Source organism: Gordonia sp. NPDC003504, from assembly GCF_053587995.1.
Map to the genome: position 1 here is coordinate 901,925 of NZ_JBSFPC010000001.1, position 12,091 is coordinate 914,015.

9 protein-coding genes and 1 tRNA gene are annotated in these 12,091 nt (G+C 66.4%); 4 read left to right on the forward strand and 6 right to left on the reverse strand.

Translation table 11 applies throughout. The annotated features are described in order from the left end of the window. Positions 1–3: 3 nt before the first annotated feature. The 3 genes from ACWDPV_RS04015 to dcd form a co-directional block, all read right to left on the reverse strand. The gene (locus tag ACWDPV_RS04015) at positions 4–1,335 is read right to left on the reverse strand and encodes a hypothetical protein (RefSeq protein WP_449741846.1); all 1,332 of its coding nucleotides are present in this window, start codon (positions 1,333–1,335) and stop codon (positions 4–6) included. Between the two features lie 52 nt (positions 1,336–1,387). Then, the gene (locus tag ACWDPV_RS04020) at positions 1,388–2,815 is read right to left on the reverse strand and encodes a UDP-glucose dehydrogenase family protein (RefSeq protein WP_449741847.1); all 1,428 of its coding nucleotides are present in this window, start codon (positions 2,813–2,815) and stop codon (positions 1,388–1,390) included. Between the two features lie 254 nt (positions 2,816–3,069). Then, positions 3,070–3,648, reverse strand: a complete 579-nt coding sequence (gene dcd, locus ACWDPV_RS04025) for a dCTP deaminase (RefSeq protein WP_449741848.1) — start codon at positions 3,646–3,648, stop codon at positions 3,070–3,072. Between the two features lie 163 nt (positions 3,649–3,811). Between dcd and ACWDPV_RS04030 the strand changes: the two genes are divergently transcribed. The 4 genes from ACWDPV_RS04030 to ACWDPV_RS04045 all read left to right on the forward strand — a co-directional run bounded on the left by ACWDPV_RS04030 (position 3,812) and on the right by ACWDPV_RS04045 (position 8,341). Continuing rightward, positions 3,812–3,882, forward strand: a tRNA-Gly gene (locus ACWDPV_RS04030). A 359-nt stretch (positions 3,883–4,241) separates the two neighbouring features. After that, positions 4,242–4,445 carry a YgaP family membrane protein gene (locus ACWDPV_RS04035; RefSeq protein ID WP_449741849.1) on the forward strand — a complete coding sequence of 68 codons (204 nt, stop codon included), beginning with the start codon at positions 4,242–4,244 and terminating at the stop codon, positions 4,443–4,445. 1,339 nt (positions 4,446–5,784) lie between these two features. Further along, the gene (locus tag ACWDPV_RS04040) at positions 5,785–7,527 is read left to right on the forward strand and encodes an Ig-like domain-containing protein (RefSeq protein ID WP_449741850.1); all 1,743 of its coding nucleotides are present in this window, start codon (positions 5,785–5,787) and stop codon (positions 7,525–7,527) included. Between the two features lie 100 nt (positions 7,528–7,627). Further along, positions 7,628–8,341 (forward strand): hypothetical protein, encoded by a 714-nt coding sequence (locus tag ACWDPV_RS04045; protein WP_449741851.1) that lies wholly within the window; start codon positions 7,628–7,630, stop codon positions 8,339–8,341. 194 nt (positions 8,342–8,535) lie between these two features. Here the strand turns inward: ACWDPV_RS04045 and ACWDPV_RS04050 are convergent, their stop codons facing one another. The 3 genes from ACWDPV_RS04050 to mgtA are packed head-to-tail and all read right to left on the reverse strand — an operon-like array spanning position 8,536 to position 12,057. After that, on the reverse strand, positions 8,536–8,934 hold the full coding sequence (locus ACWDPV_RS04050) for a sensor histidine kinase (RefSeq protein ID WP_449741852.1): 399 nt from the start codon (positions 8,932–8,934) through the stop codon (positions 8,536–8,538). 60 nt (positions 8,935–8,994) lie between these two features. Next, positions 8,995–9,405, reverse strand: coding sequence for a hypothetical protein (locus ACWDPV_RS04055; RefSeq protein WP_449741853.1), 411 nt, complete (start codon positions 9,403–9,405; stop codon positions 8,995–8,997). 27 nt (positions 9,406–9,432) lie between these two features. Further along, the gene (mgtA, locus tag ACWDPV_RS04060) at positions 9,433–12,057 is read right to left on the reverse strand and encodes a magnesium-translocating P-type ATPase (RefSeq protein WP_449741854.1); all 2,625 of its coding nucleotides are present in this window, start codon (positions 12,055–12,057) and stop codon (positions 9,433–9,435) included. Positions 12,058–12,091 lie beyond the last annotated feature (34 nt).

A 12,091-nucleotide genomic window follows, 5' to 3' on the forward strand; every position in this document is an offset into this window, starting at 1 on the left:
CGGTCAGGGGATGACGATCGGCGGCCGCCCGGGGATCGGGATGACAATCCGCGGCTGGGGTCGGGCCTGCCTTCGCGGCGACGACGGATTCTGATTCTGCTGCTGCGTACTCGTGTCCGGCGGCGGTGGGGGCGGCGGAGTGGTGTAGAGCACCGCAGGCCGGCGGGCTTCGACGAGGTCGGAGGGATCGGCGAACTCCTGCGGCGCGCTGCTCCCGGGTGGGGCGGCCACGGCAGGGGCGCTCGCTGCGACACTCGGCGCCGCCGGCTCCGGCGAACCGCCGGTGAAGGCGACGGCGGTGGCGACTCCGAACACCGCCAGGACTCCGGCGACCGCACCGCCGAGCAGCCAGCGTTGTCGGGAGAACCAGCGGCTGTCGCCGGCCTCCGGGGGCGGCACCGCGGTGTCGGCAGCGGAGTCGGCGTCGAAATCGGCGTCGGCGTCGAAATCGGAGTCGGCGAGGTATCCGGAGAGTGCCTCCACCGGGTCGAGTCGGTCCGTGATCGCCTCGAGTTGATCGGTGACGGCATCGTCGACGCCGATCGGCTCCACGTCGGTGGCGAGGCCATCGGCGGGCCGGTCATCGTGGGGCCCGAGGTCGGCAGCTCCAGGAGCCACCGACGATGCGGTAGCGACCGCGGTCGGAGCATCGGCCGGGGGTTCGACGACCCGGACCTGGGAGGTCTGGTCGTCGGAGGGCGTCCGGAAGTCTTCCGTCGTGGCGAACGCGACTCCGTGGGTCGGCTGCGGCTCGTCGGAGATGTCGTCGAGCACCATCACCGGCGCACCGCGGACCTGCGACAGCAGGGTGTCCAGTGCGGGCCACTGCACGTGCGTCGAGGTCAGGAGGACTGCGGCGTCAGGCGCACCGACCGAGGCGAGGACGTCGTCGATGTATGCCGACAGCGTTGCGGCCTGGGTGGCGGTCGCCACCTCCATGTCGCGGCGGGTGACGCGGAACAGGCGGACGTGCTCCTCACCCATGATGAACGCGCCCTCGGAGGCGGCCAGTCGGGTGCGGGCGCGCCCGGCGAGCTTGCGGAGTTCGGCGGTCCCGACGTCGGAATCGGGTGCCGGTACCCGGGCCACACCGATCAGGTGGGTGGCGAGGGCCAGATCGAGGGCGCGGGGCGTCACGTCGGTGAGCGGTGCGGGCGCCGCGATGATCTCCTCGTCGGCCGTGATGTCGACGACGATGGCCGAGGCACCCGTGGTGTCGAGGTCGATGAGGGCGACGACCGGCGAGTTTCGGCTGGTCAGCCGCGTGCGGACACGATCAGTCAGCGCAGCGTGGACAACGCTGCGCGCGGTGGCCGCATCTGCACTCGTGGACATCGAATTTCCCTACACTCGCCCGGATGCCTCCCCGCATCCGCTGTGTGGTTGTTCAACCTAGCACGTGTCGGCGAATCGCTGCCCGTGACGAGGGGCCGCCGACCTGTGCGGCGCTCGCGGTGCCGACCCGCGCGGGGGTGGTGGTGCGGTCCCGGACCGCACCACCGAGCGCGTGGTACTCCCACCCGGATGCACGCCACTGACCTGCATCAAGGCATCGTCGGCCGTCGACGATCACCTTGTGGCGGACAACGTCGTCGAGTTCTTCGGGTGCCATGTGGACGAATTCGGCCCATTCGGTGGCCAGCGCGACCACGTCGGCGTCGGTGGCCGCGGCGCGAGCACTGTCGGTGAAGTGCAACATCGGGTACATGCGGCGCGCGTTGTCGGTGGCCTTCGGGTCGAAGACCGTCACCGCGGCACCACGCAGGGCCAACTGCCCGGCGACGCTCAACGCCGGCGAGTCCCGCACGTCGTCGCTCTCCGGTTTGAACGCCGCGCCGAGGATGGCGATGTTGGCGCCGATGAGGTCGCCGGGGCAGGTCTGCTCGATGAGGTCGACCATGGCACTGCGGCGGCGCATGTTGATGGCGTCGACCTCGTGCAGGAATCCGAGGGTGCGGTGTGCGCCGAGTTCGTCGGCGCGCGCCATGAACGCGCGGATGTCCTTGGGCAGGCAGCCCCCGCCGAATCCGAGTCCGGCGTTGAGGAATCGGCGCCCAATGCGGTTGTCGTAGCCGATGGCGTCGGCGAGGGTGGACACGTCGGCGCCGACGATCTCGCACAGTTCGCTGACCGCGTTGATGAACGAGATCTTGGTCGCGAGAAAGGCATTGGCGGAGGTCTTGACCAATTCGGCTGTCGCCCAGTCGGTGGTGACCAGTGGTACCCCGGTTTCGAGGATCTCCCGGTAGATCTCACCGATCATCGCCACCGCCGCGCTGGTGACGGCCTCCGGGTCGGTGCCGACGACGATCCGATCGGGCCGCAGGGTGTCCTCGACGGCGAATCCCTCGCGGAGAAACTCTGGGCTCCAGGCCAATTCGATGTCAGCGAGGTCTCCGGCGAGGTGACCGATGCGTTCGGCGAGTTCGACACTGGTGCCCACCGGCACCGTCGACTTCCCGATGATCAGATGCTCACCACGCAGGAGTTCGGCGAGGGTTTCGATGGCGGAAAAGACGTAGGAGGTGTCGGCGCCGTATCCTCGTGCCCGCTGCGGCGTTCCGACGCCGACGAAGTGCACACTGCCGTGGTCGGCGGCCGCCTGCATTGACGTGGTGAACTCGAGCCGGCCGGCCGTCAGATTGCGCCGCAGGATGTCTGACAGTCCGGGCTCGAAGAACGGCACCTCACCGGTACGCAGCCGAGCCACCTTCTCGGCGTCGACGTCCACGCCGAGGACGTCATGCCCGAGTTCGGCCATGCAGGCCGCATGGGTCGCGCCGAGATATCCACATCCGATGACGGTCAGCTTCATACCAGTAGACGTACGCGGGGCAATGATCGCGGAACCCACCACGACGTGGCGCCGCGTCGACGCGTCGGTGAACAGCGATCATCCCCCGCCAGTCGAGTAGCGACGTCCGAGCGAAGCGAGGCCGCCGCGTATCGAGACCCCGCGGCCCGACCATCTCTCGCCGGGCGAGCCGCTGCGAGCGCTGCAGGGCGAGCCACGAGTCGAGACCATGCAAGCCGACAGCCCAACAGCTCCGGCCCAAGGCTCGCCTGCTGCTACCCCGAAATATCCCGCACAAAGTTGAGGTAGGCCTTCGACGGCGTCGGTCCGCGTTGCCCCTGGTACTTGGAGCCGACCGCGGCACTGCCGTACGGATGCTCGGCGGGGCTCGACAGGCGGAACAGACACAGCTGGCCGATCTTCATGCCCGGCCACAGCGTGATCGGCAGGTTCGCCACGTTGGACAGCTCCAACGTGATGTGCCCGGAGAAGCCGGGGTCGATGAACCCGGCGGTGGAGTGCGTCAGCAGTCCGAGACGTCCGAGCGAGCTCTTGCCTTCGAGTCGTCCGGCGAGGTCGTCGGGCAGTGAGCACACCTCGAGCGTCGATCCGAGCACGAACTCGCCCGGGTGCAAGACAAACGGCTCCCCCTTGTCGGGTTCGACGAGGCTGGTGAGCTCGTCCTGCCGCTGCGCCGGGTCGATGTGGGTGTAACGCGTGTTGTTGAACACCCGGAAGAGACTGTCCAGGCGCACATCGACACTCGACGGTTGTACGAGAGCGGGGTCGTACGGGTCAAGCGCGAGGCGCCCGGTGTCGATGGCGGCGCGGATGTCCCGGTCGGAAAGCAGCACGGTCCGAGGCTATCGGACGGGGATCGCCTCAGTTATGTGTCCGGCGTGTTCGTCCACGCGCACCTCGCCGTCGCGGGAGACGCGCCGACCGGGAAAGGGCCTCGACGTCGGAACAGCCAGGGGAGTTTGCTAGTCTTTCGTCGCAGGTCGTACAGACCTGCACGCCGATGTAGTTCAATGGCAGAACATCAGCTTCCCAAGCTGAATACGCGGGTTCGATTCCCGTCATCGGCTCTCACGTCACCGAGCCGAAGCCGGCCGGTATGGATTGAAGACCGCCGCTCAGCGCCACAGCTCAGTTTGTGGCCATTCCCAGTACGCGGTAGATGGGCAGAACCCCCGGCAGCGGTCACCAGCATGATCACGGCACCAGCAGGATGACGCCCAGCAAGCGGCCCGCCTCGACGACGACCCCGCGGATCGGCGCAACGATGCCTGCCACTCCCCGGATGACCCAGGTCGAGGGTCGACTCGTTTGTCTTCATCGTCGCTTCCTCTTCTGACTGCAAGGAGCCGAATACCCATGGGGGTATATGATATTGTCTCGTCAGATACCCCATGGGGTATATACCGGCCCGAGAGGACTCCCCAGAATGACCATCGACCGCGCCGTCCTGATCATGGCCGGCACCATGATCCTGATTTCGGTGGCGCTCGGCGCCTTCGTTTCCGGATATTGGCTGTGGCTGACGGGGTTCGTCGGCCTCAACCTCCTGCAGTCCTCGTTCACCGGATTCTGTCCTGCGGCCTTTGTGTTCAAGAAGCTCGGCCTCAAGCCCGGGGTAGCCTTCACCTGACTCGGGCGCGGCGGCCCGCCACCTACTGTTCGCGTTGCACCCACTTGTCCACGGCTCCGAGGTGGGCCGTGACGGCGAGAGACGTTCGCCGCACCGTTGTGGATGGCGGCCCACCTCAACGCGATGGCCGGGTTGGCCCTCATCGCCATCGCCTGCTATTCCTCCCCAGCGCAGCTCGGCTCCGCAACCGACCACGTGGCCAGAGGCGTCGCTTCTGCTTCCGGCTAAGGCACCGTCGCAACCCCCAAATCCCACCGCAAGAGTCCACGCCGCGCGGTGCGGTTCAACGATGATGCGCAACAACATTGACATCCAACGGAGATCTACCTCGTAGTAGCGCAATGCCGGGCCGACCATAGACCCAACGCCTCCGGTCATCGAGGACTACTCACGTCGCCGACCGTGACCCAGATCGCCGCCGCCGGCACGAACAGGTAGATACCCATCTTCTCGGCATCGTCCCCCTGATGAGCGTCGGCCGGCCGATCCCGAAGCGGTCTGCGGTGTCCTGCGGGTCTGGTCGATGGGTCTCTGTGCAGGATGGTCGGGGCGACTGCGCCGTGGCGCTTCATCCGGCCCGCTACCGTTCTGATGCCCCCCAAAGATGGGGCTTGGCGGCTCCTCGTCGTACTGGAATCGTCGTCTTCGCGGCGCACCGCACCCAAGGCCCGCAGGGCCTGCCGACATAACCGCGAGGACGCACGATGACCAGAGGCCATGCAGTGGATCGACACGTAAGTTCCGAGCAGGTCTGGCGGGCATAGGGATTGGGACTGCGCTCTGGTGGGGCGGCCAGGCTGGCGTCATGTCGACGGCCACCGCAGAACCGGTGGATTCGTCGAGCTCGACGTCGAGCATCCAGAGCGATCAGCAGTCAACGACCTCGGATCAGACCGCTGGCACCGACCTCGCCACGGAGCTCGACACACAACCGTCATCGACGGCCGAGACCGACGTGACCTCCGACCCGACCGGACCGACAAATCTCGATCAGACTCCCACCGAGGAGCCGAGCACAGCAACCACCGCGACCAGCGAGGAACCCACCGCGGATACCGGAGTGACAGTAAAACCCACTGCGGCACAGAATCAAACACCCACTGGTGCCGATGTGCAGGTGACGCCTTCGGTATCACCGTCCGACTCTCCCACGACCCCGACGTCGCCTCCTTTATCGGTGGACGTCCCACCAAACTCACTGCAGCGCAACTCCGACGACGCGGCGGGCATGGACGCTTCAGCGGAATCCGCAACCCCGTACATGATCACAGCGAGCGATTTCTCGGAGCCGGAAGCCTCGCAGACATCGTCGACCGTCGTAGACGAGGAACCTGCACCGGTGACCACGGATCACGGTGTCCGCGTGGTGAACGCACCGACGCAGTTGGTGGCGAACCTCCTGAGCGCACTGGGATTCAATCCGCTCGCCGCTACCGACCCCACCACGCCGCCTCCGGCTCCTGCACTGGTATTCGTCTGGGCCGCTTGGCAACAGGTCAATCGCAAGTTCTTCAATTCCTATCCGGCGATGTCGTCGACGTCACAGCTCGTCGACCCCACCACCGGCGTGGTCACCGGATCGCTCGGTGCCACCGATTCCGACGGCGATGTACTGACCTACACCGTGCTCACCCAACCCGAACACGAGACAGTGGTGATGTATCCGGACGGAACGTATTCCTACACAACCGATCCCGACTACGTGCTCGGGTTGTCCGACCCGTCTAGCACCGCCGCGACCACGGATTCGTTCATAGTCACGGCGTCTGATGAGACACCGGTCAACGGCGCGCACTGGCACCTGCTCTCGGCGACACCGTCGTCGGGGCAGACCACAACCGTGACCGTACCGATCATCGCGCCGCAGGCACTCAACCACGCCCCGACCATCACGTCCTCGACCTCGACGAGCAGCTCGATCGGCGCGTCGACGATGATCATCACTGATCAGTCGGTCAACAGCCCCTATCGATGGCCGTGGGGTGTCACCCCGCTCACCGCCGACGGCACCAAGGTTGCCGTCGTCAATTTCGGAGCCAACACCGTGACCTTCCGCGACATCGCCGCCGGAACGAAATCGACCGTCCAGGTGGGCGAGGCACCGATTCATCTCGTGATGAGTCCGGACGGTTCGCGCGCGTACGTGAACACCTTTGCCGGTGTCGCCGTGATCGACATGAGTACCGGCGCCGTGACCGAGATCCCGCCGGGAGGCGACACCTGGGATCTGGCGATGACACCGGACGGCGGGCTGCTCTACGTGACCACAGGCTCGGGTAACCAAGTGTCGGTCATCGACGCCTCGACCAACACAACTGTCACGACGATTCCATTGACCTACCCATATGGTGTGGCCATCGCCCCGGATGGCGGATACGCCTACGTCACCAGCGACACCGACCCGGGCACAGTCTCGGTGATCGACACGTCCTCCAACACCATCGTGAAGACGATCGACGTCGGTACCAGCCCGGAGTCCGTCGTGATCTCGCCCGATGGCACGACCCTGTACGTTGCCAACGAGCAGACGGTGTCGATCGTCGCCATCGACCCGTCGAATCCCGACAATGACACAGTGACAGCCACGATTTCAGGCATCGGCAATCCCAACGCACTCGCGGTCATCCCCGACGGGAAACGTCTCTACGTCGCGACGCAGGATTCCATCACGTCCATCGACACCCTCACCCGGGACGTCGTCAGCACCACCGCGATCTTCAACCCACGGGACGTTGCGGTCAGCCCGAATGGCACCACGCTCTACGCCACCAGCTTCGCCGACGGCATCCTGGTGATGCCCATCGGAGTGGTCGGCCAGGTCACCGCCACCGACGAGGATCCGGGCGACACCATCACCTACCAGATCACCACCCAGCCGACGAACGGCATCGTCACCCTGGACCCGAGCACCGGCCAATGGCTGTACACCACCAACACGCCCCGCGCGATCACCGCCGACTCCTTCGTCGTCACCGCATCCGACAGTCGTGGCCTGTCCACGTCGACGACGGTGACCATCCCCGCCGCCGGTCCTACTGTCACAGCCGGGAACACGGCCGATCAAAGCTCGCCATCGGTGTGACGACGGCTGCCGACGCAGAATGGCGACGCAGCGGTTGACCTTTTGTGATCACTGCTCTCTAATTGAGAGAGCAGTGCTCACAACTACGACGGGTGAACCCATGACGCCGCACATGCCACGCACCGCAACTTCGACATCGGCCGCATCGGGCGTCGCGACGATCATTGCGGGAGTGATGTTCACCTTGTACCCACTGATCTGCGGCTTCGGTTCCGAAGAGGGCCGCGCCGGCGCCGAGGCGTTCGCCGCACCCTCGTGGATGACGGCCCACCTGTGCGCCATGACCGGATTCGTGCTGATCGCCGTCGCCCTGCGCTTCCTCCCGAGCGCAGGTTCGGCGCTGGAGTTGACCGCATGGCTGGCGGCGTCGTTTCTGCTGCCGTACTACGGCGCCGAGGCCTACGGACTCACCGCGCTCGGACACTGGGCCCGCGACAACGGAAACTACGACGCGCTGGCGATCGCGGACGGATTTCGCTACGCCTGGGTCCCGATGATCACCTTCGGTATCGGCTGGTTCTTGCTGGCCGCGGTGGGCATCGCGCTGATCGTGCACGCGGCGCGGAAACGCGGCGGCCCGGCCATGGACCGGCTGGGCGCGACGCTCTCCGGTCTCGGTCTCACCCTTTTCCTACCGGTGTTCTTCGTGCCCGGCGCCCTCCGGATCGCCCACGGGATCGTTCTCGCCGTCGGGCTGATCATCTGGGGCGTTGCCGTGCTGATCGGGAATCAGCCCACGAGCCGGGCACGGGGCGAGACCGAAGACGAGGCCAACCCGTCTCGGAAGTATCGCCAAGCGTCATCGCTACCATGATCATTCACGGCGCAGCCCGTCCACCCCGGGGTGCGGCGAGTCCGTTCTTATGGGCGATCCACCCGCGGCATCCGGATGTCCACCACGACGACGTCCAGGCGTGGTTCCCGTGCCAACCGCACCGCCTCGGCACCATCACCGGCCTCGCCCACCACCTCGAGATCCGGGGTGGAACGATCAGAATCCGGAAGGTCTCACGCAGGAGCGCCGTTGTCCGGCAATCGACCGACCCGCAGTTCCCCGCCCACCGACTGTGCGCGTTCCCGCATGACGACAAGACCGAAGCCCGATTCCCGGATCGGCGCACCCGCCGCCGCGTTGCCGACGGTGATCGTCAACTGGTCACGCGCATAGCGCAATCGGAGTGACGCCCGCGCCGAATCCACATGCCTGGTGGCGTTGGTCAGGGCTTCCTGAAGGATCCGGTACGCCGTCTTCTCGGTTCCCAGGACCAACTCGATCGGCTCACCCTCGACGGTGAGATCGACGCGCACACCGGCGTCGGCCGCCGCCGTCAGCAGATCGGGAAGCTGCGCCAACCCGGGTGCCGAGCGCGGGGCAGCGTCGGGCTCGTCCTCCGGAGCGCGCAGCACGCGGACGATTGCCCACGGTCAGGCCAAGCATCAGCGCCGGCGCCCACGGTCAGGCTCACCTCAGCGGCCGCGATGCAGGTCGGCTTGGCTGACCACGAGCCGGGCGGCACGGTGGACACACAGGCCCGTCCACACCGCCGAGATGAGCGCGATCACCAGCAATTCGCCTGTCACCCATCGCAATCCGGCCCCGGTGATCATGTTCGACGGATCCTGGACGATGAGGACCGCGGCTCCCATCGCCAGCGCCCCGACCACAGCCGACGGCCAGGCGGCGCGGGTCTCGAGGTGATGTTTCTCGTCGATGACCTCGGCGGCACGCCACGGGCCGGGTGACCCCGACCGGTCGTTGAGTTGGGACAGGGCGACGAAGAGATCCGGATTCCGACGGGGCTGGGTGGAGCGACGATAGGACTGCACCCACGCGCTCACCGCGACCATGGCGATGACGACGAGGGAGAGGTAGAGCACACCCCAGCCTAACCCCGCAGAGCGCCGTCAACGCCGGACGGCGGTGAATCGGGACCGCCGACGTTCCAGGTGGTGTTCGTGTCCACGCCATCGCGACGGAGGCTGCGCCCGGAACTCGGCGCCCGAATAGTAGATGCGCTTGGCGAACTCCACGTTCACCAGATACGCCACCACCATGGCGAGCAGAAAGAGATAGAACCCGAGCGGCAATCCGACAAATCCCAGCGGACCGGCCAGCGGGGTGAACGGTAAGGCCACCGCGATCGCGAGCACACTCAGGACCGCGAGAACCAAGACCGTCGCCGGACGACTTCGGAGGAACGGGATGCGGCGGGTGCGGATCGCGAAGACGATGAGAGTCTGCGTGGCGAGGGATTCCACGAACCATGCGGTGTGAAACTCCGGTGCGTGCGCGTGAAAGATGTTGATCAGAGCGGCGAACGTGAGGAAATCGAACAGCGAACTGATCGGCCCGAAGAAGAGCATGAACCGCCGGATCGCCGCGATGTCCCAATGCGACGGCGACCGCAGGTACTCCGGATCGACACGGTCACCGGGGATGGCAAGCTGACTGGCGTCGTAGAGCAGGTTGTTCAGCAGGATCTGACTCGGCAGCATCGGCAGGAACGGCAGGAACGCGGATGCGCCTGCGGCACTGAACATGTTGCCGAAGTTGCTCGACGCGCTCATCTGCACGTACTTGATGGTGTTCGCGAAGGTCCGACGCCCCTCCGCGACCCCGCGGGCGAGCACACCCAGATCCTTCTCCAGCAGAACGACATCCGCCGAATCCTTGGCGACATCGGTGGCACTGTCGACGGAGATCCCCACGTCGGCGCGGTGAAGGGCCAGGGCGTCGTTGACCCCATCGCCCAGAAAGGCGACGGCCTGCCCGTGCTGCCGCAACGATGCGACGATCCGTGCCTTCTGATCCGGCGTCACGCGGGCGAAGATGGTGCGGTCGTGCACCGTTCGCGCGAACTCGTCGTCGTCGAGGCGGTCCAGTTCGGGTCCGGTGATGGCACCCCCGGAGACCATTCCGAGGTCGGCGGCCACCTTCTCGGCCACCACCACGTTGTCGCCGGTGGCCACCTTCACCGTGATGTGCAGGTCGGCGAGCTGTTGCAATGATTGCGCCGCAGAGGCTTTCGGTCGATCGAGGAACTCCAGGAAACCCGTCAGGGTGAGTTCACGTTCATCGTCGTCGCCGATGGCGTCACGATCGGCAGGCATCTCACGCGTGGCCAGCGCGACGACCCGCGACCCCTGCGCGAACAGACCATCCACGGTGCGTTGCGCCTCCGGGACGACGACCGAGCAGCGTTGCAGGATCCGTTCCGGGGCACCCTTGACCACGAGGATGTGTCGCCCCTGCGGGTCGATGGAGATGGCCGACGCCATCTGCCGGACATGATCGAAGGGGCGACTGGCCACCCGCCGGTAGCCCGCGATGCCCTCGGTCACCCCACCGGCACCCGACCACAGCGCCGCGTCGAGCTCATTGCCGCCGGAAACACCGTGCGCTGCATCCGAATCCGTCGACAACAGACCGGTCACCAGCACCGACTCATCGCTGCGGCCGTCGGCCGACAACGCGTCGACGAAGGTGATGTGCCCTTCGGTCAGGGTGCCGGTCTTGTCGGTCAGCAGGATGTCGATGTCCCCGAGGTCCTCGATCGCCACCAACCGCTTGACCAACACCTTCGCGTCCGCGAGCCGCCGGGACCCGGCAGCCAACGCCGTGGTCACGACGGCGGGCAGCAGTTGCGGAGTGATCCCCACGGCGATGGCGAGAGCGAAGAGAATCGACTGAATGAGGGGACGCCCCAGAATCAGATTCGCCGCGATGATGAAGATGGTCAGCAGCACCGCCACCTGCAACAACAGTACCGAGAATTTGGACAGGCCCTTCTGAAAGGCGGTTTGGGGTGCATCGTCGCCGAGTCCTGCCGCCACCGAGCCGAACTCGGCACGCACCCCGGTCGCGACGACGATGCCGGTGCCGTTTCCGGCCTCGACGACGGTCCCCATGAACGCACAGTTGGAGCGTTCGGCCAGCGGCGTGTCCGCGGGCAACGGGTCGACCTGTTTGACCGCCGCCGTCGACTCGCCGGTCAGCACTCCCTCGTTGCACTCGAGGTCGGTGACCTCGATGAGCCGAAGATCGGCCGGGACGATCTGGCCGAGCACGATACGGACCACATCGCCCACCACCAGTTCCGCGACGTCGACGGTTGTGGCCTGCCCCGACCGCAGCGCCGTCGTGCTGTGGTGGACGCGATCGTGCAGCGACTCGGTCGCCTTCGCGGCACGGTATTCGTTGACGAAGCCGCCCAGCACGCTGGCCGCGAGGATGACCCCGATGACGGCGGCGTCGTTCCGATCACCCAGGACGGCCGCGAGGATGGCGGTCACGATCAGCAGAAGCATCAGTGCGCTGCGGAACTGGTTGAGGAGAATGTGAAGCGGGCGGACACGCACTGTGCGCAGCACGTTCGGTCCGTCGCGGCCCAGCCGGGCTGCCGCCTCACCCGAGTCGAGGCCGGCCGGGTCACTGTGGACTGCCGCGACCACGTCGGCCGCGGTGGCCGCCCAGACCGGATCCGAGGTCGGGGTGACACGCGGCGGGCGATGGGAAGGTGCCGAAGGCATGAGCCCATTCTGCTACTCGGGACGAGGATCCGTC

Coding starts and splice junctions, on each gene's coding strand:
- ACWDPV_RS04020 (WP_449741847.1), bottom strand. CDS start 2,815: ATGAAGCTGACCGTCATCGGATGTGGATATCTCGGCGCGACCCATGCG.
- ACWDPV_RS04015 (WP_449741846.1), bottom strand. CDS start 1,335: ATGTCCACGAGTGCAGATGCGGCCACCGCGCGCAGCGTTGTCCACGCT.
- mgtA (WP_449741854.1), bottom strand. CDS start 12,057: ATGCCTTCGGCACCTTCCCATCGCCCGCCGCGTGTCACCCCGACCTCG.
- ACWDPV_RS04045 (WP_449741851.1), top strand. CDS start 7,628: ATGACGCCGCACATGCCACGCACCGCAACTTCGACATCGGCCGCATCG.
- ACWDPV_RS04035 (WP_449741849.1), top strand. CDS start 4,242: ATGACCATCGACCGCGCCGTCCTGATCATGGCCGGCACCATGATCCTG.